The 25,066-nt window shown below is 68.7% G+C and carries 22 protein-coding genes and 1 pseudogene; 17 read left to right on the top strand and 6 right to left on the bottom strand.

Annotated features, from left to right (window positions below):
- Positions 1-312 precede the first annotated feature (312 nt).
- The 8 genes from ACLBX9_RS18455 (at position 313) to ACLBX9_RS18420 (ending at position 7,607) form a co-directional block, all read left to right on the top strand.
- A complete protein-coding gene (locus tag ACLBX9_RS18455; protein WP_447719973.1) occupies positions 313-1,377 on the top strand; it encodes a catalase family protein in 1,065 nt (354 codons plus the stop codon).
- A gap of 6 nt (positions 1,378-1,383) precedes the next feature.
- Complete coding sequence (locus ACLBX9_RS18450; RefSeq protein ID WP_083920286.1) at positions 1,384-1,647, top strand: aldehyde dehydrogenase family protein; 264 nt, start codon at positions 1,384-1,386, stop codon at positions 1,645-1,647.
- Between the two features lie 136 nt (positions 1,648-1,783).
- Entirely contained in the window at positions 1,784-3,757 is a 1,974-nt protein-coding gene (locus tag ACLBX9_RS18445) for an aconitate hydratase (RefSeq protein ID WP_010685761.1), read from the top strand.
- A gap of 162 nt (positions 3,758-3,919) precedes the next feature.
- Positions 3,920-4,945, top strand: a complete 1,026-nt coding sequence (gene dctP / locus ACLBX9_RS18440; RefSeq protein ID WP_010685762.1) for a TRAP transporter substrate-binding protein DctP — start codon at positions 3,920-3,922, stop codon at positions 4,943-4,945.
- A gap of 935 nt (positions 4,946-5,880) precedes the next feature.
- The gene (locus ACLBX9_RS18435; RefSeq protein ID WP_447719972.1) at positions 5,881-6,090 is read left to right on the top strand and encodes a hypothetical protein; all 210 of its coding nucleotides are present in this window, start codon (positions 5,881-5,883) and stop codon (positions 6,088-6,090) included.
- Positions 6,091-6,240: 150 nt separating this feature from the next.
- On the top strand, positions 6,241-6,441 hold the full coding sequence (locus ACLBX9_RS18430; protein WP_447719971.1) for a hypothetical protein: 201 nt from the start codon (positions 6,241-6,243) through the stop codon (positions 6,439-6,441).
- A gap of 8 nt (positions 6,442-6,449) precedes the next feature.
- Entirely contained in the window at positions 6,450-6,863 is a 414-nt protein-coding gene (locus ACLBX9_RS18425) for a DUF3768 domain-containing protein (protein WP_447719970.1), read from the top strand.
- Between the two features lie 321 nt (positions 6,864-7,184).
- Entirely contained in the window at positions 7,185-7,607 is a 423-nt protein-coding gene (locus ACLBX9_RS18420; protein ID WP_447719969.1) for an SHOCT domain-containing protein, read from the top strand.
- 39 nt (positions 7,608-7,646) lie between these two features.
- On the opposite strand, the pseudogene ACLBX9_RS18415 reads toward ACLBX9_RS18420, so the two are convergent.
- The 4 genes and pseudogenes from ACLBX9_RS18415 to ACLBX9_RS18400 form a co-directional block, all read right to left on the bottom strand.
- A pseudogene (locus ACLBX9_RS18415) lies at positions 7,647-8,035 on the bottom strand (transposase); the annotation flags it as partial.
- A 60-nt stretch (positions 8,036-8,095) separates the two neighbouring features.
- Complete coding sequence (locus tag ACLBX9_RS18410; protein WP_447719968.1) at positions 8,096-9,676, bottom strand: DUF6538 domain-containing protein; 1,581 nt, start codon at positions 9,674-9,676, stop codon at positions 8,096-8,098.
- A gap of 65 nt (positions 9,677-9,741) precedes the next feature.
- Complete coding sequence (locus ACLBX9_RS18405) at positions 9,742-9,981, bottom strand: hypothetical protein (RefSeq protein WP_447719967.1); 240 nt, start codon at positions 9,979-9,981, stop codon at positions 9,742-9,744.
- A gap of 101 nt (positions 9,982-10,082) precedes the next feature.
- Positions 10,083-10,442 carry a winged helix-turn-helix transcriptional regulator gene (locus ACLBX9_RS18400; protein WP_010687375.1) on the bottom strand — a complete coding sequence of 120 codons (360 nt, stop codon included), beginning with the start codon at positions 10,440-10,442 and terminating at the stop codon, positions 10,083-10,085.
- Between the two features lie 109 nt (positions 10,443-10,551).
- Here ACLBX9_RS18400 and ACLBX9_RS18395 point away from each other — a divergent pair, with 109 nt between their 5' ends.
- The 9 genes from ACLBX9_RS18395 (at position 10,552) to ACLBX9_RS18355 (ending at position 22,118) form a co-directional block, all read left to right on the top strand.
- On the top strand, positions 10,552-11,571 hold the full coding sequence (locus ACLBX9_RS18395) for a zinc-binding alcohol dehydrogenase family protein (protein ID WP_010687376.1): 1,020 nt from the start codon (positions 10,552-10,554) through the stop codon (positions 11,569-11,571).
- A gap of 10 nt (positions 11,572-11,581) precedes the next feature.
- Positions 11,582-12,007 (top strand): cupin domain-containing protein, encoded by a 426-nt coding sequence (locus ACLBX9_RS18390; protein ID WP_010687377.1) that lies wholly within the window; start codon positions 11,582-11,584, stop codon positions 12,005-12,007.
- Between the two features lie 388 nt (positions 12,008-12,395).
- On the top strand, positions 12,396-15,575 hold the full coding sequence (gene uvrA / locus ACLBX9_RS18385) for an excinuclease ABC subunit UvrA (RefSeq protein WP_447719966.1): 3,180 nt from the start codon (positions 12,396-12,398) through the stop codon (positions 15,573-15,575).
- Positions 15,576-16,100: 525 nt separating this feature from the next.
- The gene (locus ACLBX9_RS18380; RefSeq protein WP_010687379.1) at positions 16,101-17,072 is read left to right on the top strand and encodes a transporter; all 972 of its coding nucleotides are present in this window, start codon (positions 16,101-16,103) and stop codon (positions 17,070-17,072) included.
- A 229-nt stretch (positions 17,073-17,301) separates the two neighbouring features.
- The gene (locus ACLBX9_RS18375; RefSeq protein WP_010687380.1) at positions 17,302-18,276 is read left to right on the top strand and encodes a S1C family serine protease; all 975 of its coding nucleotides are present in this window, start codon (positions 17,302-17,304) and stop codon (positions 18,274-18,276) included.
- 240 nt (positions 18,277-18,516) lie between these two features.
- Entirely contained in the window at positions 18,517-18,783 is a 267-nt protein-coding gene (locus ACLBX9_RS18370) for a GCG_CRPN prefix-to-repeats domain-containing protein (RefSeq protein ID WP_010687381.1), read from the top strand.
- A gap of 302 nt (positions 18,784-19,085) precedes the next feature.
- Positions 19,086-19,232 carry a DUF1127 domain-containing protein gene (locus tag ACLBX9_RS18365; protein ID WP_010687382.1) on the top strand — a complete coding sequence of 49 codons (147 nt, stop codon included), beginning with the start codon at positions 19,086-19,088 and terminating at the stop codon, positions 19,230-19,232.
- A 96-nt stretch (positions 19,233-19,328) separates the two neighbouring features.
- Entirely contained in the window at positions 19,329-20,756 is a 1,428-nt protein-coding gene (gene trmFO / locus ACLBX9_RS18360) for a methylenetetrahydrofolate--tRNA-(uracil(54)-C(5))-methyltransferase (FADH(2)-oxidizing) TrmFO (protein ID WP_447719965.1), read from the top strand.
- 159 nt (positions 20,757-20,915) lie between these two features.
- Entirely contained in the window at positions 20,916-22,118 is a 1,203-nt protein-coding gene (locus ACLBX9_RS18355; RefSeq protein ID WP_447719964.1) for a hydantoinase/carbamoylase family amidase, read from the top strand.
- 25 nt (positions 22,119-22,143) lie between these two features.
- Here the strand turns inward: ACLBX9_RS18355 and ACLBX9_RS18350 are convergent, their stop codons facing one another.
- Both ACLBX9_RS18350 and ACLBX9_RS18345 read right to left on the bottom strand, forming a co-directional pair.
- A complete protein-coding gene (locus ACLBX9_RS18350; RefSeq protein WP_447719963.1) occupies positions 22,144-22,863 on the bottom strand; it encodes a CatB-related O-acetyltransferase in 720 nt (239 codons plus the stop codon).
- Positions 22,860-25,066: glycosyltransferase (locus ACLBX9_RS18345; protein WP_447719962.1), on the bottom strand; the 2,207-nt coding region annotated here is incomplete at its 5' end. The genes ACLBX9_RS18350 and ACLBX9_RS18345, both read right to left, overlap by 4 nt.

The raw sequence follows: 25,066 nt of genomic DNA, 5'->3' as shown, positions 1-25,066 counted from the left end.
TTCTGCTCGTCCGGGGCGGGCGTCTCGATGTCGGGTGCGTAGCGAAGGAATGTCATCGGCGTATCCTCGACGTGTCGTCCGCCTGCGGGGTGATTTCATGAAGGCTGGGATCGGGACGCGGGGTCCGCAGGCCGCCGGATCGCGGCCGCGCCGTAGCGGAGAGAAAGATAGCACCGCCGACAAGCCGCGCCGGCCCCCTGCCGTTCCCCACCTTAGTTCATGGGCGATTGAATGCCGCACAACCTGGAACGTCGTCGGGTGAGCGGGTGTTCTGTCCTGGCCGCTAGCCGGAGACAGACCTTGCGATCACCGGTGCGATACACTCCCGACGTCGAGGCGGTGCTGCCGGACGAAGGGCAAACCATCGAGCAGCTCAACCAGACCTTCGATAAGATCCTGACCAGGGTCGCGGAGCATTCGGGCCATGCCGTGCGCTCGGTCCATGCGAAGTCGCATGGCATCCTCGAAGGGGCTCTGACGGTCGATGCGGGCCTGCCCCCCGAGCTGGCCCAAGGCCTGTTCGCCACTCCCGGCCAGCATAAGGTCTACATGCGGTTGTCGACCAACGCCGGCGATATCCTTCCCGATGCGGTCTCCCTGCCCCGTGGCCTCGCCCTCAAGGTGCTGAACGTCGAGGGCGAGCGCCTGCCGGATGCGGAGGGGACGACCCAGAACTTCATCATGGTCAACGGCAAAGTGTTCCAGGCACCGAACGCCGAGAAGTTTCTGGGCAGCCTCAAGCTGCTGGCCGGCACCACGGACCGCGCCGAGGGGCTGAAGGTCGCCGCCTCCACGGTCCTGCGCGGCGTCAACAAGGCCCTGCACGCGGTGGGCATCGACAGCCCCACCATCGGCTCTCTGGGCGGTGCGCCCAATGTCGATCCGCTCGGCGAGACCTACTACAGCCTGACCCCGTTCCGGTACGGCGATTACATCGCCAAGTTCTCGCTGGCCCCCGTAGCGCCAACTCTGACCGCCCTGACCGGCACCGAGATCGATGCCTCCGGTCGCCCGAACGCCATCCGCGAGACCGTACAGTCTGAGATGATCGACATCGCCGGCGAGTGGGAATTTCGCGTGCAGCTCTGTCGCGACCTCGAGCGCCAGCCGGTCGAGGACCCGACGGTGGAGTGGAAAGAGGACGAGGCACCGTTCCAGCGAGTCGGGATTGTCCGGGTTCAGCCGCAGGACAGTTGGGATCCTGCACGGGTCCAGGCAGTGGACGAGGAGATGCGGTTCAGCGTCTGGACCGGCCTTGCAGCACACCAGCCTCTCGGTAACATCAACCGCGCCCGCAACGCCACCTATCGGCATTCGGCCGAGTTCCGCGAGAGGTTCAACCGCTGCCCGATCCACGAGCCGGGTGCAGTCCGCTGAAGCGACATCCAAAATAGCACCTGTTGCGACGACACCGCCGTGTTCAAGACGACGGATCTCGGGCGGGCCCTGAGCCTGCCCAGGAGTCTCCGTGCAGGCACCGTCTGGGTGAACGCCTACCGTGTGGTCAGCTACCTCGCGCCCTCCGGCGGGTTCAATAATTCTGACATCGGCCGAGAGAACGGGCTCGCGGCGATCCATGAGTACCTTGAGACAAAGAGCGTCTTTATCAATCCGAAATTGTGCATCGCGGACTCATTCACTCTGTAATGAGGTAGCTAGGAATACGGCGCCCCGGTCCAAGCCGGACAATACTGTTGGACCGGGACGCTTAGACGCGACGACAAGACGGGAGCCCGGGTCAGCGCCCGGTGGCCCGCGACACGGATCACGAGGGAGGCCCCCGATGGCGTTGAACCTGACGCAGAAGCTCGTCCAGTCCCACCTCGCTGAGGGCGACCTCACCCCGGGCGGCGAGATCGCTCTCAAGATCGACCAAACCCTCCTGCAGGACGTGCTCGGCGGTCTCGTCATGCTCGAGCTGGAGGCGATGGGCGTCGACCGCGTCAAGGTCGGTCTCGCGGCGCAGTACATCGATCACAACCTCGTCCAGAACGATCAGCTGAACGCCGACGAGCATATGTTCCTGCGCTCTGCCTGCCGGCGGTTTGGTGTCTGGTACTCGCGACCGGGCAACGGCATCAGCCACCCCGTCCACATGCAGAGCTTCGGCAAGCCCGGCCAGACGTTGGTCGGCTCCGACAGCCACACCCCCGCGGCCGGCTCGCTCGGTATGCTGGCCTTCGGAGCCGGCGGCGTCGAGGTGGCGCTCGCCATGGCGGGAGAGCCCCTGCAATTGCGCATGCCCCGGGTCTGGGGCGTGAAGATCACCGGCGCGCTGCCCGACTGGGTGAGCGCCAAGGACGTGATCCTGACGCTGCTTGGGCGCCATGGGGTAGAGGGCGGGTTCGGCCGGATCATCGAGTATTACGGGCCGGGCCTAGAGGGCCTGACCGCGATGGATCGGCACGTCATTGCCAACATGGGCGCCGAGATGGGGGCCACCACGAGCGTGTTCCCCTCCGACGCGTCGACCAAGACCTTCCTCGAAGGTGTCGGGCGCGGCGGCGACTGGACACCACTCGCAGCCGATGACGGTGCGATCTACGACGATCACGACGAGGTCGACCTGTCGTCACTCGTGCCGATGATCGCCAAGCCGTCCAGCCCCAGCAACGTCGTGCCCGTCTCGGAGGTCGCCGGCACTGAGATCTACCAAGCCTATATCGGTTCCTCGGCCAATCCGGGGTTTCGTGATTTCGCCGTGGCGGCCGCTATTGTGAAGGGCCGCACGGCCCACGACCGGGTGTCGTTCGACATCAATCCCTCGACCCGGGTCGTGCTGGAGACGCTGATCCGGGACGGCCAGCTCTCCGACCTGATTCACGCCGGCGCCCGGGTCCATCAGGCCGGCTGCAACGGCTGCATCGGCATGGGCCAGGCCCCGGCCTCGGGGCGCAACTCCCTGCGGACTGTGCCGCGCAACTTCCCCGGCCGCTCTGGCACCCGCGAGGACAGCGTGTTCCTGTGCTCCCCGGAGACGGCCGCGGCCTCGGCGCTCTCCGGCGTCATCACCGATCCGCGCACGCTCGACATGCCCTATCCGCGGATCGTGGCACCCGCGATGGCGCCGGGCAACACCACGATGCTGGTCGCCCCCCTGCCGGAGCCGGAGGCTCGAGCGGTCCGGCTGGAGAAGTCGGAGAACATCACAACCTTGCCCGACCTCGGCAAGCTTGGCGCCGACATCCGCGTGCCGGTGATGCTCAAGACCGGCGACGACATCTCCACCGATGACATCATGCCGGCGGGCGCCCGGGTGATGCCCTACTGGTCGAACATCCCGAAGACCAGCGAATTCACCTTCGAGCCGATCGACGACACCTATCCGAAGCGGGCGAAGCAGGGTGGCCGGGAGCGTGCCGGCCACGCCATCGTCGGCGGTCTGAACTATGGCCAGGGCTCGAGCCGCGAGAACGCCGCGCTCGCCCCGCGCTACCTTGGGCTGGAGACGGTGCTGGCCAAGAGCTTCGCCCGGATCCACTGGCAGAACCTCGTGAATTTCGGCGTCCTGCCGCTGACCTTCCAGGACCCGTCCGACTACGACCGGTTGGAACTCGGCGACACGGTGGAGATCGCCGGTGTCGCCGACGCACTGGCGGCGGGCCGGGAGATCACCGCGACGGTCCGCGGCGGCAAGGCGAAGATGCAGCTGCGGCACGATCTGTCGCCGCGGCAGATCGAGATCCTGCTCGCGGGCGGGGTGATCAACTGGCTGCGCGGGCGCATCCAGGCGGAGCCCACCCGCACCGTCGCCTGAGATTCGTCGATCAGGCCGGCGAGCAACACCCGTGAGGCGCGTGCCGCAGACATTGGCACCCGGCCGGGGTCAGGTTCCGCCCGGCCAGTCGCCCCAGAACCCGAGATCGAACAAGTCTATCGGTGACAGGCCTCACCGTTGCGGAAAGATAGAGGACTCAGAATGATTGTCACACGCCGCAACCTGCTCGGCTCGGCGGCGCTCGGCGCCGGCCTGATCACCAGCCCGGCCGTGCTACGGGCACAGGCGCCGAAGGTGCTGCGCATCTCGCACCAGTTCCCCGGCGGCACCCTGGAGCACGGTGACGCCCGCGACCGCATCTGCCGCCGCTTCGGCCAGGAGCTCGAGAGGCGCACCGGCGGCAGCCTGACGGTGCATGTCTATCCGGGTTCCTCGCTGGTGAAGACACTCGCGCAGTTCAGCGCCGTGCGCAAAGGAGCCGTCGACATGAGCCTCGTGCCGCTCTCCTACGCGGGCGGCGAAGTGCCGGAGGCCAACATCGCCCTTATGCCGGCCCTTGTGACGAACTACGATCAGGCCGCCCAGTGGCGCACCGCCCCGGTCGGAGAACGGCTTGCCAAGACGCTCAACGACAAGGGCGTGATGATCGTGACCTGGGTCTGGCAATCGGGAGCCGTCGCCTCGCGTGTCCACCCCATCCTGGTGCCCTCTGACGTGAAGGGCGTGAAGATCCGCGGCGGCGGCCGCGAGATGGACCTCGTGTTCCAGGCCTCCGGCGCCATCGTCTCCACCATGCCGTCGAGCGAGATGTATATCGGCATGCAGACCGGCGCGCTGGAAGCGGCGGTGAGCGCCTCCACCAGCCTGATCTCGTTCCGTCTCGACGAGCTGACCAAGAACCTCACCGCCGGCCGGGGGCGCTCCTTCTGGTTCATCCTGGAGCCGCTGATCATCTCCAAGGCGACGTTCGAGGCCCTAACGCCGGAGCAGCAGAGGGCTGTTCAGGAGATCGGCCAGGAGTTGGAGGCCTTCTCCTTCGCGGCCGCCAAGACGGACGACGAAGAGATCACCAAGATCTACGCCGCCCGCGGCGCCAAGATCCACGATCTCACGGCCGATCATATTCAGAAATGGCGTGAGGCGGCCCGCGACACGGCCTGGAAGGATTTCGCCGGCAAGAACGCCTCGTGCGCCGAGCTTCTCAAGCTCGCAGAGCAGGTTCAGTGAGGCGCGCTCGGATGCCACGCCGCCTTATGGGGCGGCGCGTAAGCGCTGTCCGACGCTCGCCCCGACGTCTGCCGGGATTTGTGAGCGCGGCATCGTCTCATTGAATACCGATACGCGGTAGGACCGAAGGGGGCCTCCAAAGCCTTCCGCGGCGGCCTGCAGCGCGGTCGTCAAGTTGCATGTCCGCTCAAGCCGCAAGTCTGCTTTCGGGATGTCTGCGCTTCAACCAAGATGACCGGGTTGGGCGCAAAGCCGAAGGTCCGCTTTTTGGTACTGAGCCAGCTTGGCTTCTGGAAGGAACCGCACCCATACGATCTTTGCTCTGGTCCCTGCTAACGCGGCTTAGGCAATATCATCAATTCAAAAATTCGCTCCGGAATGCGCTGAAGTATTGTGTCGATTGATGGTAGTCCGGTCGTTTAATTCAGGCTGAAATCAGTCCACTAACGGGGTTTCCACTTGAGCCGCTGACCCGTCACGAGCTGGAAAACGTTCGCAGCCTTGACATTAGGATTATTATCCGATACCATCGGCCTGTCGCGCACCCTAGGCGATTGAAAGCACTTGCGATGACGCCGAGTTACTGCCCAGCGAGGCCGCCAGCGTGGCGCGCCCAACAACCGCAGTTAGCGTGGCCTCTGCGTAGAGCATCTTCCCCTCGCGAGGCGGCCTCTGGGCCGCCTTCGTTGTTTCTGGAGCCAAGCATGTCCAACCAGCAACCTAAGCCAAGCAGCACTAGCGGTGGTCGGGGTCAGGAAGCCAAAACCAGCAGAGACCTCGACGAGCCTGCGAGCGGTTTTCAGCCCGTGGGGAGCAACGCCTCAGCGACGCCGACCACGCCTGCGGTTCCGATGACCCCGACAGGCAACGCAGCCGCTACCGCGCCCGTCCACACCGCCTCGGCACCTTCAAGACCGCCGGCCGGCGATGCTCGCGTGCTCGGCACCTGGGACGCGATCAAGCCAGGTGTGCTCGTGTTGGCTACTACTGGGCCGATGGAGGGCTGGTTCGAGTCGCTCGTCGTCGCTACCCGCGCCGACGAGCGCTTCCTGCTGCGCTGGCGTGACTGGCCTCAGGAGCCCGAGTTCACCCGCCGCCGCGACGAACTTGCCCTGTTGCACCCCGCCACCGACCCACAGGGTTGAGCGCCGGCATCTCCATCGACCGTATCGAAGGATGACACCATGTCCGAACGGACTAATCAGCCACCGGCCCCAGTGATTTTACCGGCCCTGCTTCCCGCAGTGACGGCACCACAGCGAGTTCGCCCTCCTGCGACTGCCGAGACCATCTTAATGGCGGCTCTGGAGGCGGTCGCCAGCCTGGATGGCGATGACCTGGAAGTGGTGCTGCGTACAGCCGAAGCACAACGCCCTGGTGTGCGGCAGGCGCTGTGCGCGGCGTTCGAAGCCGAGGCGCAGCGTTTGGCCGAGCTGTCGCGGCGCGCTTTCGCGGCGGCCGATCGTTTGGCTACCCATCTCGCATCGGCGGAGTGAAGCAAATCATGATCAACACCGACGCAGATAATGAACAAAATGTGAACTTATGTGCTCGCTCGGTTTCTGCGTGCTACGATGAGCCTGAGGCCAAGATTGCGGGCGCCGCGCCGATTGCAGCGCTCAACGACGCATTCCGCCGGAGCTTCTCCGGTGGCAGGGTTGTGCTGAGTGCCGGGGTCGCGCTGCTGCCGAGCGTGGCTCGCGCTGCGCTCCTGGCCGCGGTGCGTGGCTTTGACTGTTTCGATGCCGACAGCGATCCGCATGGCGAGCACGACTTCGGCGCCGTTACGGTCGCGGGTTACCGCTGCTTCTGGAAGATCGACACTTACGACACCAGCCTGAGCTTCGCATCGCCCGATTCAACCGATCCGGCGGTGACAGTCCGCATGCTTACCGTCATGCTGGCCGAGGAATACTGAGTTGGCCGGTCGTCATCTGCCGGCTGAGCGCGTGCCGACGCTCGGCCCCCAACTCGTGCAGGGCGAGGCGGATGCCTCACCGGCCGAAGCAGTGCTCGGGGTAGCGCCCGCGACCTACGCCGAACCGCTACAGACCCGACCCGCTCGTGGGCTTCGAAGGTGGTCAGGTAGCGGATGTCCAAGCAGTCGGTGCTGCGCTAGCCACCGTGCTGGACGACTTAATGGGGAGTCAGAGCAACCCGCCCGGTTCTGGGCGGCTGGCACGCAAACTGAGGAAGTGTATGTGGCAATGAAGGCTCACGCCGTGGCGCGAGCCGCCGCATGAACCCCAAAGATCAACTCGTATTTGTCGTCGCCTGCGCCTGGTTGACTGTACTGGTCCTGTTCGCGCTGCCATCGATCATCGCGTTTTGGCAGCGCGCTGCGAACCGTTGGCTGGTCCTGGCGATTAACGCGAGCGTGGCCGGCTGGGCCGTGGCGATGTTGCTGGCGGTGTACCCGCTACTTCGCTTAGGCAGGCTCACAGGCGCAGATCGCAGCGGCGCAGGCTGTCAAGCGGCCGATGAGCCATTTCCGCTGCTGGTAGCCTCGCTGGTGAGCGGCGCGAGAGCGACATCGTTTGCGCGTTCGTCGGCGGCCGCTTCGATCACAGAATTAGAACGCCTTGCGCAGTTGCGTGCGGACGGGCACCTGAGCGAAAGCGAGTTCGCGGTTGCCAAGCGTCAGGTACTTGAACGCCTCTGAATGTCGTCTTGGCGCCAGAGGCGGCCTGTCGCCTGGTTAAACGATGCCGCGCACGTAATCGTCCCGGCTGTGTTGGGTGAACTGGTAGCCCGCAACGGACGCACCAAGCTTGACGTGGTGGCCGGCTTCGTCGGTGTAGCGGTTGGCTTCCTTGGCGAGGTTGGCGGCCAGGATCGGCTTCACGGTCTTGGGCTCGAGATCGTCCACAACAACGGAGCCCACCTACGCGGTGGAGCGATCCACGAGGCTCAGTACTTCCAGCTTGTGGTGATGGGCGCGCTTGACTGGCTTGCCGGGCTCGCGACCGATGAATGTCTCGCTAGCCTCAACGATGCCAGCGCCGCCGAGCGGGCCGCCTGAGGCCACCCATGGGGCAAGGGCGCCGTCGCGCATGGCCTTCGCAATCGGTGGGCCATGAACCACTCCGTCTACACATGACCGAAGCAGGCCTGATTAAAACCCGTTCAGCTTCCCTACGTGCTTGCCATTTATGACGATAAGGGGAGTGTTGGCACCTTCAGCAACTCGCGATGGAGCGTTGCCACTTCGTACTCGCCGTAGTTGTCCGCCACGGACTTGCCCGTGTGACCCATCAAGGCGCGCGTCACGTCCTCGGCGAGGCCGTGACGCCGGGCTAGGGTTTTCATCCGATGCCGCCAACTGTGTGCTGGCGCCAGCCGCTTCTCGTCCAGCCCTAAACCCCGCACCCAGCGACCCAGCACCTTCGTACCGTTGCCGCCTCGCTTGCCGAACATGTCAGGGGAGAGGTCTGCAAACAGCGGACCATTGCCTAAGGTTTGAACGAAGGCGACAAAGCCGCGCTCCAGCACCGCTGGGTGCAGCGGCACCGTGCGCTCCGAACTCGCCGTCTTCACCGATCCCGCCTCGGCATCGATCCGCAAGCACCAGATGCCCTCAATCTCGCGGACGTCCTCGACCCGCAACTGGCAGATCTCCGACAGGCGTGCCCCTGAGTAGGCGCACAGCCACGGCACCCACCGTAGGACTGGGTTCGCCTCGCCAAGTGCCGCCTTGAGAATGGTTGCCGCCTCATCGTCCGAGAAACTGCGTCGGCCCTTCGCCACCCGCTTGACGTCCATACGCACGCTGGCAGCAGGATTCGACGGTAGACGTCGGTTTTCGGTAGCCCACTGCAGAACCGTGCGCACCGCTGCAAGTTTGCTGTCGTTGATGGTCTTGGCGCTCCGTCCCTCAGCGATCAGCGCCTCCTTCCAGCGTACCACGTCCTCTGGCGTCACACGGGCCGCATCGTCGTGCCCGAGGAAAGCTGCGAACTTGCCGACCTCACGCGACCACTCATAAATCGTCTTCGCCCGCGGTTGCTTTTCAGCCGTCCAACCCTTCAGCAACTCGTCGAAGCTGACAGGCTTCCCGGCTGCGGCCGGCGCGATCTGCGTGCGCTTGGGAAGGGTCGAATCCAAATCGACAGAGTCCCCGCGGGCGAGGCGCTCCAACACGAGACTCGCCCGCTGCACGGCGGCGGCCATCGCTTTAGCGAGCCGCTGGCGACTCTTCTCATCTGTGCTCCACCCCCATGCATCGAGGAGGTCGTCGGCCTGCTCCTTACACCAAGCCTGCATGCGATAGACCTGCGCCTCCATCAGCGCATCGCGCTGGCGAAGCTCGAGTGTCTTCGAGAACCCCGTGAACAGCGACTGCCCGTATGGATCAGTCCAAAGCTCACCGTAGAGGTCGGTCGGCCAAAAAGTCTGCTCGCTCGGGTTGTCGCGATGCTTGTTGAGCCAGTACCGATACAGCCATTCTGCCCTCTCATGCGCCTGCAATTCGGTCAGTGTGACGGTCTGGCTGGATGCGGGGTTCTCTGCCGGCAACCCACTCTGCTGGCGGCGCAGGGCAGCCCAACGTTGCTCAAGCTTCGCCATTTCGGCGGTGTGTCGAAGCTTAGCCTCGGCGGGATCCCGTGTGCCGAGGGTGCGCTTTTCCTCGCGTTTGCCGACCAAGGGCCGTAAGTCGTGGGGCACTGATCGGCGCAGCCAAAAAATGCCGGTCTTGGGATGCTTCCAAGGTCGAGCCATCGCGAGGGCCATCTGTACCACCCGTTTGTACCAACGAGCAGCCCCAATCCACTCACCCTACAAGGTTTCTCGGTTTGTCAGGCCCTTAGCGAGCTGGCAGTGCCCAGGAACAGGCTGGAGGCGCCCCGCTCGCGCTGGGCCTCGTGCACGAAGGCGCTGACCCGCGAGGCGAGGCCGACGAGGCCCTCCACCCGGTCCATCTCGGCGCGGCGCGCCCACTGGTCCGACGCCGCGAGGCCCGCCGCCCCCGCGAAGGCGAGGCACGGGGCGAGCGCCACCGCCAGGATGCGGGCGCGGAGCGAGGCGAGGAGCGGCATCGGAAGATCTGGAATGGTCCGGCAGGAGATGTTTCAGCATCCCGCCAAGTCTTAAAGATACAGTTATGGATTCCTCAACCGGTGCGGCATGATCTGCTCAATCAAGCAGCGTTCTGGACGGTCGTTGCCTGATCGGCGTGCACATCGCCCCAGGTCTTCAGGGCGCGGATGACCGGCTCAAGGGAGCGCCCGCGCTCGGTCAGGCTGTACTCCACCTTGGGCGGGACTTGGGCGTAGACCGTCCGGGTGATCAGGCCGTCCGCCTCCATTTCGCGCAGCTGGTTCGTGAGCATGCGCTGCGTCACGCTGGTCAGCCGCCGCCGGATCTCGTTGAACCGCAGGGTCCCCTCCAGCAGGTGGTAGAGGATCACGCCCTTCCACTTGCCGTCGATGAACCGGAGGGTCGCTTCGACGGCGCAGCCGGGGCTGCAGGCGCCGACGTGATGGCGGGTGCGGGGCATGGGCTGTCTCCGACGGTATCATTTCCGGCACCAGGGGCGTTTTATGTGCGTACTTGCGGTTCGTGAAGGCGGGCGGCATCTCCCGCGGCGACAGCCCGAGGAGACCACGATGCGCGCCGTCGGCTACCGCACGTCCCTGCCGATCACCGATCCCGAAGCCCTGGTCGCTCTCGACCTGCCGCAGCCCGAGCCCGGCCCGCACGACCTGCTGGTGAAGGTCGAGGCGGTCTCGGTGAACCCGGTCGACACCAAGGTCCGGCGGCGGGCGCAGCCGGAGGATGGCGGCGTCAAGGTGCTGGGCTGGGACGCGGCCGGCACCGTCGTCGCGGCGGGCGCGGAGGTCCAGGGCTTCGCGGCGGGCGACGCGGTGTTCTACGCGGGCGACCTGACCCGGCCGGGGACGAACGCGGAATACCATTGCGTCGACGCCCGCATCGTCGGGCACAAACCCAGAAGCCTCGACTGGGCGCAGGCCGCCGCCCTGCCGCTCACCGCGATCACCGCCTGGGAGACCCTGTTCGACCGGCTCGACACGGGACGGCCGGTGCCGGGCGCCGCCCCGGCGATCCTGATCGTCGGCGGGGCCGGCGGCGTCGGCTCGGTGGCGATCCAGCTCGCCCGGCAGTTGACGGACCTGACCGTGATCGCCACCGCGTCGCGGCCCGAGACGGCGCACTGGTGCCGGGACCTCGGCGCCCACCACGTGGTCGACCATTCCAAACCGCTGGCGGACGCGGTGGCGGCGCTCGGCCTCGGGGCGCCGGGCCTCGTCTTCTCCACCACCGGCACCGACGCCCACTTGGCCGCGATCGTCGCGCTGATCGCCCCGCAGGGCCGGCTCGCCCTGATCGACGATCCCGATCAGCTCGATGTCGGGCTCCTCAAGCGCAAGAGCCTGTCGCTGCACTGGGAGTTCATGTTCACGCGCTCGATGTTCGCCACCGCCGACATCGCCGCCCAGGGGGCCCTCCTCGACGAACTGTCTCGCCTCGTTGACGCGGGGCGCCTGCGCACCACCCTGGGTGAGCATTACGGGCGGATCGACGCCGCGAACCTGCGGCGCGCCCACGCGCTCATCGAGAGCGGGCGCGCCAGGGGCAAGATCGTGCTCGAAGGTTTTTCCAGTTAGGGAGGATGCGATGGCGGAGACGGCGGGAACCGGCATCTTCGACGTGGCGGCGCTGGCGGCGTCCCTGCCCGACAGCGCAACGACCCTCCTGGTCGACACCTACCTGACCGACCGGGAGGCGGCGAGCGCCCGGGTGTTCCGGGTCTACCGCCCGACCCCGCCGCACTACCACGCCACCTGCGACGAGTACCTCTACTGCCTCTCGGGCCGGGGCACGTTCTGGATGGGCGACCCCGCCGCCGTGACGGCGTTCGGCCCGGGCCAGCTCCTGTTCTTCGAGAAGGGCACGGTCCACGCCATGCCGGAGATCGAGCCCGGGACGCCGGTGGTGTTCCTGTCGATCGACACGCCCCGCCGGGCGCCCACCGACATCGTCTTCGTGAACCCGGAGGACGGGACGCCGGCCAGCTTCATGGCCCGCAACGCGGAGGGGTGACGATCAGGAAGCGCGGGCATCGGCACCTGTCGAGGATGAGAATCCGAGGGTTGGGATCTGGCGACGTGGGATCTCAGCGCCCGCGATGCGGCACCGGAGATGGGCCGACGTCATCGCGCGCGCAGCGAAGCGACCCAGGGCGGCGCGACATCGCGGAGCGTGGCGCCCTCTGGATGGCTTCGCCGCGCTCGCCAAGACGGTTGCGCATCCACGGAGCGGTTGCCGCCGTACGCGTTTCGTTCTAGCAAGGGCGGCGCATGACGGGCCTGCGTCCCGCCGGCCGCATCTTGCCGTGGGCCCCGTGGGCTCGACATGAGCGGGAGCGGCGGCTGGCCCGCGCGCGAATCCGACTCTGACCGCGTCGACGCCTCGAAAGACCGCCGCCCTCATGGCCAAAGCCCAAGCTGGAAGTCGTGTCGCAAGCCGCGCCGGCGCCGCCCAAGCCGCTCCCAAGATGCCCGCCAAGGAAGCCCCGACGAAGGCGGCCTCGACGAAGGCAGGCTCGACCAAGGCAGGCTCGACCAAGGCAGCCCGGCCCAAGTCGGCCGGCCCGAAGGGCGAAGCGTCCGCGGCCCGGACCGAGGCGGCCGTCGACGCCAAGCTGGCCGCCCTGTTCGACGCCGCCCCGGCAGCGCCAGAGGACCGGCGGGTCATCGCGATCCGCGGCGCCCGGGAGCACAATCTCAAGAACGTCGACCTGACCATCCCCCGGGACAGGCTCGTGGTCTTCACCGGGCTCTCGGGCTCGGGCAAGTCGTCGCTCGCCTTCGACACGATCTACGCCGAGGGGCAGCGCCGCTACGTCGAGTCGCTCTCGGCCTATGCCCGCCAGTTCCTGGAGATGATGTCGAAGCCCGACGTCGACCAGATCGACGGGCTGTCGCCGGCGATCTCCATCGAGCAGAAGACCACCTCGAAGAACCCCCGCTCCACCGTCGGGACGGTCACCGAGATCTACGACTACATGCGCCTGCTCTGGGCGCGGGTCGGCATCCCCTACTCGCCCGCCACCGGCCTGCCGATCGAGAGCCAGACCGTCCAGCAGATGGTCGACCGGGTGCTGGAGCTGCCCGAGAAGACCCGGCTCTACCTGCTGGCGCCCGTGGTCCGCGGGCGGAAAGGCGAGTACCGCAAGGAGATCGCCGAATATCAGAAGAAGGGCTTCCAGCGCCTGCGCGTGAACGGCGAATACTACGCCATCGACGACGTGCCCAAGCTCGACAAGAAGTTCAAGCACGACATCGACGTGGTGGTCGACCGGATCGTGGTCCGCGCCGATATCGGCGCGCGGCTGGCGGATTCCTTCGAGACCGCGCTGGAACTCGCCGACGGCATCGCGGAGGTCGTGTTCGCCGACGCCCCCGAGGGGGAAGAGCCCCGGACCATCACCTTCTCGTCCCGCTTCGCCTGTCCGGTCTCGGGCTTCACCATCGCGGAGATCGAGCCGCGGCTGTTCTCGTTCAACAACCCGTTCGGCGCCTGCCCGACCTGCGGCGGCATCGGGCACGAGATGCGGATCGACCCCGAGCTGGTGATCTCCGACCCGGGCCTCAGCCTGAAGCGCGGCGCGGTCGGACCCTGGGCGAAGTCGACCTCGCCCTATTACGGCCAGACGCTCGAGGCGCTGGCCGAGCATTTCGGCTTCAAGACCGGCGTCCCCTGGCAGAGCCTGTCGGAGACGGCCCGCGCCATCGTGCTGTACGGCTCGGGCAAGCAGGCGGTCCGCTTCGCCTACGACGACGGCTTGCGCAAGTACACGGTCAACAAGCCCTTCGAAGGCGTGATCCCGAACCTGGAGCGCCGCTACAAGGAGAGCGATTCCGACGCGGTGCGGGAAGAAATCGGGCGCTTCATGAGCGAGACGCCCTGCGCCGCCTGCGGCGGCAAGCGGCTGAAGCCGGAGGCGCTCGCCGTGAAGGTCGCCATGGCAGACATCGCCGACGTGACCGCCCTCTCGGTCTCCGAGGCGCACCGCTGGTTCTCGGAGCTGCCGGACAAGCTCACGGCGAAGCAGAACGAGATCGCGGTCCGAATCCTGAAGGAAATCCGCGACCGGCTGACCTTCCTGGTGGATGTCGGCCTCGAATACCTGACGCTCGCCCGCGGCTCCGGCTCGCTCTCGGGCGGCGAGAGCCAGCGCATTCGCCTCGCCTCGCAGATCGGCTCGGGGCTGACCGGCGTGCTCTACGTGCTGGACGAGCCCTCGATCGGCCTGCACCAGCGCGACAACGAGCGGCTGCTCGGCACGCTCAAGCGCCTGCGCGACCTCGGCAACTCGGTGATCGTGGTCGAGCACGACGAGGACGCGATCCTGCAGGCCGATTACGTGGTCGATGTCGGCCCGGGCGCCGGCATCCACGGCGGCGAGATCATCGCGCAGGGCACCCCCGCGGAGGTGCTGGCCAATCCCGCTTCGCTCACCGCAAAATATCTGACTGGCGAAATGTCAGTCCGAACCCCGACCGCGCGTCGCAAGGGCCGGAAGGGCAGGCTCGGGCTGTTCGGCGCACGGGGCAACAACCTCAAGGACGTCGACGTCGAGATTCCGCTCGGCACCTTCACCTGCATCACCGGCGTCTCGGGCGGCGGCAAGTCCACCCTGGTGATCGACACGCTCTACAAGGCGGTGGCCAAAAAACTGAACGGCGCCCTGGAGCACCCGGCCCCCTACGGCCGGCTGGAGGGGCTGGAGCATCTCGACAAGGTCATCGACATCGACCAGTCGCCGATCGGGCGCACGCCGCGCTCGAACCCCGCCACCTATATCGGCGCCTTCACGCCGATCCGCGACTGGTTCGCGGGCCTCCCCGAGGCCAAGGCCCGCGGCTACCAGCCGGGGCGCTTCTCGTTCAACGTGAAGGGCGGGCGCTGCGAGGCCTGCTCGGGCGACGGCGTCATCAAGATCGAGATGCACTTCCTGCCCGACGTCTACGTCACCTGCGACGTCTGCAAGGGCAAGCGCTACGACCGCGAGACCCTGGAGGTGAAGTACCGGGGCAAGTCCATCGCCGACGTGCTCGATTCCACCGTCGAGGAGGCGGCCGAGCTGTTCAAGGCGGTGCCGGCGATCCGCGACAAGCTCGAGACCCTGAAGCGGGTCGGCCTGCACTACGTCCATGTCGGCCAGCAGGCCACCACCCTGTCGGGGGGCGAGGCGCAGCGCGTGAAGCTCTCGAAGGAGCTGTCGAAGCGCGCCACCGGCCGCACCCTCTACATCCTCGACGAGCCGACCACCGGCCTGCACTTCCACGACGTCGCCAAGCTCATGGAGGTGCTCCACGAGCTGGTCGACCAAGGCAACACCGTGGTGGTGATTGAGCACAACCTCGAAGTGATCAAGACCGCCGACTGGGTGATCGACATGGGCCCCGAGGGCGGCGACGGCGGCGGGAAGGTCGTGGCGCAGGGCACGCCGGAGCAGATCGCCCGCGCGACCGCGAGCCATACCGGCCGGTTCCTGCGCGAGGTGCTGGAGCGGCGCCCCGCTCCGCAGGCCGACCGGCAGGTCGACAGGACGGTCGACAGGCAGGTCACCCCGCACCCGGCCCGCCGCAGCGCCGCCGGGTAGCGCCGCGCGTCGAATCCGAGTCGGCCGGCACCCGGCAGAATTTGCCGGGTGCCGGCCGGCGGACCCTTGCCGCGGGCGGTGATTCGAGCTGCCGGACGAGGAATGTATCCCAGATCGGCCCCGGATCGGGCCGGTGCCGGCCCGATCCGGGGCCGCGGGCCGGCGCCGGTGGCCTACGCGATCGCCAAGCCCGACTTGCCGGATCCTCCCGCGATCGCGGGCGGCAACAGCTTGACCGTTCAGCGATATTTTGCCGAAACGACCCTCGATCTCCTGCCTGGGGATAGTGTTGCATCGCCGCAAAAATGCGGCTTTTGCGCAACGGTTGAGCCGGTTTTGGCCTTTCGGCGAGCATTCCACTGTCTTTCCGGAGGTCTCTGTAGAATAGTCGCAGACGTTGAGACGGGCAGGCTCCGTGGGGGCGCTCGGCACATCCGAAGCCGGCAGCCGCGACAGGCGAGCAGACCGGCAGGGACGTGCCGAATGCGGGACGGATGCCTTGGGACCTTGGGAAGGAATGAGAAAATGATGAAGAACTGGCTCGCGGCCGGTACGGTCGCGCTTACGGTTGGCATGGCCTCGACCATCGCTCAGGCACAGACCACCACCGTACCGGGCGAGCAGGTCGGCCTCGCCGTCGGCGCTCCGCTGCCTGAGGGCGTCTACGCGATCAACACGTTCCTCTACCGCCAGACCGCGCCGTCGGTGCCGGTGGACGTCGGCGTCAACATCCCGGTCCTCGTCTGGTCGACCCCGCTCGTTCTGGCCGGTGGCCGCTTCGAGCTGGCCCTCGCCCCGCCGACCGTGTTCGCCTTCGGCAAGAACCGCGGCAACGCCAGCATCCGCGACGTGTCGGTCAACGTCGGCACCTTCGTCGGCGGCATCTGGGCCTTCGACCTCGGCAGCAACTTCGGCGTCAGCCTGCTCGGCGGTGTCTACCTGAACGAGCTGGACGGCGACCGCGGCGTCCTGGTCGGCCGGAATGGCGTCGCCCTCGGCGGCCCGCCGCTGCTGCCGCAGCTCGCCTCGAACACCTACCGCTTCGGCATCGCCGGCAGCTACACCGGCAACGGCTGGAACCTGACCGCCAACCTGACGGCCAACATCTACGACTCGCCGGCGAAGTTCCCGGGCTTCAACACGGTCGGCTTCGGCAACACCCGCGGCCCGTTCATCATCTCCGACTCGCTGAACCTCGACCTCACGGCGACCAAGAAGTTCGGCAACTTCGAGATCGGTGCCATCGGCTACGGCACGTACAACTTCGACATCAGCGCGGCGAGCCTCGCGGCCGGCAACCGCGGCCGGTTCGCGGTCGGCGGCCTGATCGGCTACGACTTCGGCAAGTTCACCGCGCAGTTCTACGCCGCCCGCGACGTGGTCACGGCCGTGCCGCGCACCGCGTCCACCGAGCTGTGGGGCCGCATCGTGGTGCCGCTCTACTCGCCGACCCCGGTGGTCGCCCCGGCGCCCGCTCCGCTGGTCCGCAAGTACTGAGACCCCGGTTCCCCGCCGACCGGCGGGGAATCCCGGACCTCCGACAGGCCGTCCTCCGGGACGGCGCACCGCCCGGCACCGCGCCGGGCGGTGTTTTCGTGCGTGCGGCGGGTGCGCCGCGGCCGCGACGGTCCCGCGGGTGTTGCCGGCGGCCCGAACATCCTATGGTGAGCCGAATGCACGCGCGCGGCACCGGACGGCGCGCGGCCGGACGAGCCGAAGGACGATCATGGCGACGCAGGGCGAGTGGAAGATCCCCGCGCAGGCCCAGCCCAGGCCCGCGGATTACGGCTACGACCTCGACCGGGCGCTCTCGGCGGTGCTCGCCCTGTCGGCGCGGGTGCCGGAGAGCGCCTTCACGGCCGAGACGCTGGGCACCGAGCGGGCCGGCAACGGCGTGGTGATCCGCGAGGACGGCCTCGTCCTCACCATCGGCTACCTCGTCACCGAGGCCGAGAGCGTCTGGCTGACCACCCGGGACGGCCGCTCGGTGCCGGGCCACGTGGTGGGGTTCGACGCCGCCACCGGATTCGGCCTCGTCCAGGCGCTGGGCGATCTCGGCGTGCCGGCCCTGCCCCTCGGCCGCTCGGCCGGGCTGAAGGCCGGCGACCGGGCCGTGCTGGCCGGGGCGGGCGGGCGCCAGCGCTGCGTCGCCGTCGAGGTCGTGGCCCGTCAGGAATTCGCCGGCTACTGGGAATACGTGCTGGACGAGGCCCTGTTCACCGCGCCGGCCCACCCGCACTGGGGCGGCACCGCGCTGATCGGCCCCAAGGGCGAACTGCTCGGCATCGGCTCCCTGCAATTGCAGCAGGGCGGCTCCGGCAGCGCCCGCCCGATCAACATGGTGGTGCCCATCGATCTGCTCCCGCCGATCCTCGACGACCTCGCCACGCGCGGCCGGGCGAACCGGCCGCCCCGGCCCTGGCTGGGCCTCTACGCCACCGAGAGCGAGGAGGGCATCGTGGTGATGGGTCTGGCCGACGGCGGTCCGGCCGAGGCCGGCGGCCTGCAGGCCGGCGACGTGATCGAGGCGGTGGCGGGCGAGCCCGTGGCGGATCTCGCCGCCCTGTTCCGCAGCGTCTGGGCGCTGGGCGAGGCGGGGGTGCGCGTCCCGCTCACCGTCCGCCGCGAGGGGCGCGGCGTGAAGCTTGCCCTGGTCTCCGGGGACCGGGAGCGGTTCCTGCGCACGCCTTCGCTGCACTGAGGCTGCACTGAGGCTGCACTCAGGCTGCACTCAGGCTGCCGCCCGCCCCGGGACCTGCGCGGGTTTTGCGCGGGTCTGCCTGGGGCAGGGTCGCAACCTTTGCTGCACCCGCGACGTTGCCCGCTCGCCGCCGCGAGCCTGTATCGGGCACAACCTCTGGCTCAGCGTCGGTTCAGGCGGCGGCGGCGAATCTCCCGAGACCGGCTGCCGATCCGCCGGACGCAGTGAGGAGATCCAGTCATGACGATTCTGAGCGCGCCGCGCGCGAAGGCGCTCGTTATGGCCGCCGCGATCGCCGGCGGTCTGGGGCTTGCAGGCTCCGCCCAGGCGGCGGGCGGCTGCGGCCCCGGGTTCCATCCCAATCCCTGGGGCATCTGCCGCCCGAACTGGGGGCCCCGCCCCTACGGCTACTGGCGCCGGCCGGCCTATTACGGCGGCTACGGCTATGCCCGGCCCCGCCCCTTCTACCGCCCCTACGGCTTCTACGGGCCGCGCCCGTTCTACTGAGTCACGGCCCGTCGATCCCGATGGCCGGAATCCGGCATTCGAACCCGGGCGCTCCGCGGTCAGGCGGGGCGCCCTCGGTGTTTCCGGTCGGCCTCCTCCGCCCGGCGTTTCATGCGCCTAAAGTATGACCATCCGGGAAGGTTGCTGAGTTCTTAATCTCGTTATGCGGCAGATGCAGACCTGATGCTTGACCTTTCGCCTCCTGCTGCGGCGCAGCGCGCTTATATGTGCGTTGCAGCAACAAGAGGCAGCGATGCGCAACGAAGCGCCATCGTCTGCCCGAGCAGAGGTCACAGCACACCATGTCCGCCGCCCGTAGCGTCCTGACCCGCGTCCGCGCCTATCTCCGGTACCGCGACACCGTTTCCCAGCTTTCCCGCCTCTCGGATCGCGATCTCGCCGATCTCGGAATCAGCCGCAGCGAGATCCGCGGCGTCGCCCGCGTCTGATCCCGGCCTCGGCGTCAGCCGCTCGCGAGAAGTCTGAACCTGACGAAAGGACCGCCGCCCGTTGATCCGGACGGCGGTCCTTCGTTATTCTCAGACATGACACAGACCATCCACATCGTCGGCGGCGGCCTCGCCGGATCCGAGGCCGCCTGGCAGGTGGCCGAGGCCGGCCATCGCGCCGTCCTTCACGAGATGCGCCCGGTGCGCGGCACCGAGGCCCACCAGACGGACGGGCTCGCCGAACTCGTCTGCTCGAACTCCTTCCGGTCGGACGATCCGGAGGGCAACGCCGTCGGCCTGCTGCACCAGGAGATGCGCGCCTTGGGCTCGCTGATCATGCGGGCGGCCGATGCCAACCAAGTCCCGGCGGGCGGCGCGCTGGCGGTCGACCGCGAGGGGTTCTCCGTCGCGGTGACCCGGGCCCTGGCGCAGCACCCCAACGTGACCCTCGTCCGCGGGGAGGTCGAGGGCCTGCCGCCTGAGGACTGGGGCGCCTGCATCGTCGCCACCGGCCCGCTCACCGCACCGGCGCTGGCCGAGGGCATCCGCGGGCTCACCGGGGCCGAGTCGCTGGCCTTCTTCGACGCCATCGCGCCGATCGTCCACCGCGACTCCATCGACATGGGCGTGGCGTGGTTCCAGTCCCGCTACGACAAGCCGGGACCCGGCGGCACCGGGGCCGACTACCTCAACTGCCCGATGGACCGCGCCCGGTACGAGGCCTTCGTGGACGCCCTGGTGGCGGGGGAGAAGATCGGCTTCAAGCAGTGGGAGGGCACGCCCTATTTCGACGGCTGCCTGCCCATCGAGGTGATGGCCGAGCGCGGGCCCGAGACCCTGCGGCACGGCCCGATGAAGCCCGTGGGGCTCACCAACCCGCGCGACCCGCTGGTCAAGCCCTGCGCGATCGTGCAGCTGCGCCAGGACAACGCGCTGGGCACGCTCTACAACATGGTGGGCTTCCAGACGAAGCTGACCTACGCCGAGCAGGTGCGGATCTTCCGCACGATTCCCGGCCTGGAGCGGGCCGAGTTCGCCCGCCTCGGCGGCCTGCACCGCAACACCTACCTCGACAGCCCGCGGCTCCTCGACGCCACCCTCCGGCTCAAGGCCCGGCCGTCCTTACGCTTCGCCGGCCAGATCACCGGCTGCGAGGGCTACGTCGAGAGCGCCGCGGTGGGCCTGATGGCCGGTCGCTTCGCGGTGGCGGAGGCGGCCGGCCGGTCGCTGCCGCCCCTGCCGCAGACGACGGCGCTCGGCGCCCTCATCGGCCACATCACCGGCGGTCACGTCGCGGCGGACGGCGAGGCCAACGCCCCGCGCTCGTTCCAGCCGATGAACGTCAATTTCGGCCTGTTCCCGCCGCTGGCGCAGGCGCCCCGCAACGAGACCGGCCGCCGCCTGCGCGGGCCCGAGAAGGCGGCGCTCAAGAAGCGCGCGCTGACCGACCGGGCCCGGGCCGATCTCGCCGCCTGGATGGCGGGGGCGCAAGCGGCGGACTGGACGCCCGCGGCGGCAGAGTAGCGCCAAGTCGCGGATTCAAAAGGGCGAGCCCTTTTGCGGGTGCAGGGTGGAACCCTGCCGGGCTTGGGCAAAGCCCGAGATCGGGGCTGCAGGCTCTTCGGAAGCCCGGATCTGCGCATGGGCCTTGCACGGTCCGGACGTGAAGCCTCCGGGGATTGCATGACCGAGATCGACACCCAGGCCTTCCTGGCCGACCTGTACGCCCTGCGGGAGATCGGCCGGTTCCGCACCGGCGTCCACCGGCCGACCTTCTCGGCGGCGGACATGGAATCCCGCCGCTGGCTGATGGCCAAGCTGGAGGCCTGCGGGCTGGACGCCTCGATCGACGGCATCGGCAACGTGCTGGGGCGTCATCGCGGCCCCGGGCCCCATCTCCTGGTGGGCAGCCACATCGAGACCCAGAACGAGGCCGGCTGGCTCGACGGGGCGCTGGGCGTCGTGGCCGGAGTGGCGCTCGCCCGCGCCGGCCTGCCCGTCGACGTCGTCGCCTTCGCGGACGAGGAGGGGCACTTCTCCGGCGGCTTCCTGGGCAGCCGCTCGGCGATCGGCGACCTGACCGAGGCCGAGATCGACGCCGCCCGCAACCGCACCGACAGCACGCCCCTGCGGGCGGCGCTGGCGAGTGCCGGCCTCGCCGGCCTGCCCCGGATGCGGCTCGATCCGGACCGCTACCGCGGCTTCCTGGAGATGCATATCGAGCAGGGCACGCAGCTCGAATCCGCCGGCCTGCATCTCGGCGTGGTGAGCGGCATCGTGGCGATCTGGCAGTTCCGGATCGACGTCGAGGGCAGCCAGGACCACGCGGGCGGCACCACCATGGCGGAGCGCCGGGACGCGGGCCTCGCGGCGGTGCGGCTGCTCGCGGCGATCGACCGGGCATTCCCGACGGTCTGCGGCCCGCGCAGCACCTGGACCACCGGGCGGATCACCCTGGATCCGGGGGCCTTCAGCATCATCCCGGGCCGGGCCGAGGTCTTCTTCCAGTTCCGCGACGTGTCGATGCCGGTGCTGGAGCGGATGGAGGCCTGCCTGGAGGCCCTGGTGCGCGAATCGAACCGGCGCGAGCGCTGCCCCGCCACGCTCACCGCCCTGTCCAAGGCGATCCCCGCCCCCTGCGACCCGGACCTGATGCGCGCCCTCTCGGAAGCCGCGGAGGCGGTCTGTCCCGGCTTGTGGCAGGTGATGCCCTCGGGCGCCGGCCACGATGCCCAGAACGTCGCCCGGATCCTGCCGGCCGCGATGCTGTTCGTGCCCTCGATCGGCGGCATCAGCCATCACTTGGCGGAGGATACCGCCGACGCCGACCTTGCCCTGGGCGTGCGGGCGCTGGGCGCCGCGGCGGCGCGGGTCCTGGCGGCGTGAGGCCGCCTCACCCGCGCCAGTGGAGCTACCCCCGCGGCACCAGCGACTGGATCGGGATCAGCTCCGGCCGGTATTCCTCCATCCCGCCGGCGATCCGCTCTTCCACGGCGTCGAGGAATTTTTCGGGATCGGTGATCGAGCACTGGCGCAGGTCCCAGAAGGCGTAGCGCCACCACTGCACCTTCAGGTAGCGCTCGATCAGCGCGTCGGGGAAGCGCATCTTCACGATCCGGGCCGGGCTGCCGGCCACGATCGCATAGGGCGGCACGTCCTTGGTCACCACCGCCATCGCGCCGATCACCGCCCCGTCGCCGATCGTGATGTCGGGCATCAGGAAGGCGCCGTGGCCGATATAGACGTCGTTGCCGATGCGCACGCGCTTGGGCCAGAGATACGGCCCGCAGATCTCGTAATCCTCCGCCCGCGGGTCGAGGCGGTCGAACACCGCCGAGTGGTGCGTGTAGAACAGCGGCGAGGTCGAGCCGCACTGGACTGGGTGGCTGCCGCGCCCGACCTGCACGCTCTCGCCGATCGAGCAGTAGCGGGCGATGTCGGCGCCGAAATAGTAGCCGCTCACCGCGTACGAGAACGCCCCCATGGTGAGGCAGTAATCGATGCCCATCCACTTGATGCTGCACGGCGGCTCGAAGGTGCAGTCCTCCGGCAGGCCGAACGGGGCCGGATGCAGCACCGAGATGCCGCGCTGAAGCATGGCCTGCTTCATGTCCTCGTTGACGGAGATCATGCGGCGTCCTCGTCGATGGGGCGTTCGGTCCGGGCCGGCACCGGGTCCAGGCCGTAATAGTCGCGCATCAGGTCGCCGTAGGCGGCGGCCCGGATCGGCACGGAGATCCGGCCGGCAGGCGAGACGTCGACGGCGAGCAGCCGGTCGTTGAAGGCGGTCGGGTCGGCGGCGAGGGCGTACGGCAGCAGATGGCCGTTCGGGTCGGCGCGCAGCCGCTCCCCCGGGGCGCCGAGGTCGAAGGCGACCACCGGCAGGCCGGTGCGCAGGGCGAGCGTCAGCGCGTACGAGTAGGTCTCCGGCCAGATCGCCGGCAGCAGCACCATGTCGGCCGCGAGCCGCCAGACGAGATCCAGCGCCTCGTTGTCGCCGTGATAGCGCCCGGTCTGGGCGACGCCGACGCGTTCCAGGCCGATGGCGAGCGCCGGGTCCGAGAAGCCCACGATCGCGAACCGGAGCGGCAGGTCCCGGTCCTGTGCGTCGGTGGCGAGCGCCTGCAGGAACAGCCCGCCCTTCGTGGCGCTGATCGCGCCCAGCACGGCGACGCGGCGGATCCGTCCGGGCCTCTGCAGGGCGGTGTCGCGCACGGACCGCTCCGGCTCGATATGCGGCCGCACCGTCACCGCCAGATCCGGGTACACCCCCCGGATCCGCCCGGCCGTGTCGCAGGACGGCGCGAACACCCGCGTGGCGCCCGCCAGGAACCGCCCGAACGCCGCCCGCCGCGCCCCCGGGTCCGGCTCCTCGAACCCCTCCGCGTCCGACGCCAGGCACGCCCGGCACTCCGCCACCGGCGCCAGCCCGCAGTAGCGCCCGTCCGGCTGCACCAGGTGGTTGCGGTGGCACACCGGCGAGTAGTCGTGCAGCGTCCAGGCATACGGCCGGCCGGAGCCCGCCACCAGGTCCATCAGCGCGCCCGCCGCCGCCCAGCGCAGGCCCGCCAGCGAGTGCACGTGGATCAGCACCGGCGCCAGCGCCGCGATGAAGCCGGCGAGCTCCGCGGCGTCGCGCGGCAGGTACAGGCTGTCGAGGTTGGGCAGGTACAGGAACTCGGGGCTGCGGTAGGAGACGTGGACCTCGAGGTTGCGGGTCCGGTCGATCTGCAGCAGCACCACGCTCAGGCCCTCGGCACGCGCCTGCGCGATCATGTCGTCGATGTGGCGCTGGATGCCCCCGCCCCAGGCGTGGGTGACGAACAGCAGCGCTCGTCCCGAGAAGTGGCGGGCGAGCCGCGCGCGGTCGAGGCGGGCGCGCCCGCGCCGTCCGGGATCGGCCTGGACGAACTGGCCGACGCGGGCCGGGTAGTCGGGGTGCTTGGCCAGCAGCGCGGCCTGGCCCTGGTCGTACTCGCCGCCCTCATCGAGCCCGAAGGAGATCTGGCCGGCGTGGTAGACGAACACGTCCTCGGCGAGCAGGTTGACGAAGCCGGCCTTGATGGCGCGCAGGCACCAGTCGTTCTCCTCGCCGTAGCCCTTGCCGAAGGCCTCGGCGTCGAGGGTGCCGACCGCGTCGAGGGCTTGCGCCGTCATGAGCATGCAGAAGCCGACGCCGGTGGGCACGGGCACGGCCTGGCCGGGGTTGGTCTGCGCGGCCAGGCGGTCGAGCTCGGGCCGTTCGATCTCGAGCGGCATGGTGTTGTTGGCGTTGAAGCGCGGGTAGGAGCAGATCGTGGCGTTGTTGGACAAAGGCGTGACGCTGGCCACGGGCGGGCGGGCGTCCTCAGCTTCCGCGTGGGCGACGAGGCGGTCGAGCCAGTCGCCGTAGACCTGGGCGTCGGAGTTGAGCAGGACGACGGCGCGGCCCTGGCGCAGGCCGAGCGCGCGGTTGACCGAGCGGACGAAGCCGAGGTTGTGCTCGTTCTCGACGAGGTGGAACAGGCCGCGACGGGCGAGGTCTGCGAGGTCTGCGGTGAGCTGCGGGTCGGGGGATCGGTCGTTGACGGCGAGCAGGGCGAAGGGTGTCGCCTGGGGGGGCGAGAGGCAGGCGTGGATGGCGCGCAGGGTCTCGCCGCGTCCCTTGTAGACGGGGACGATGACCAGCACGCGGGCGTCGGCGATGGGGAGCGCCGGGGGCAGGCCGTCCCAGTCCTGCGGCTCGGGGGCCGTCATGGGCGGGTAGGCGCCGAGATCCTCGGGGGCGGCCATCAGCCCGGCGTCCCGGCCGGTGCGCACGTAGTGCAGGAACGGCGACTCGCCCGGGGCGAACA

The sequence above is a fragment of the Methylobacterium sp. A49B genome (assembly GCF_053346215.1).
This window is presented reverse-complemented; position numbering and strand designations above follow the sequence as displayed.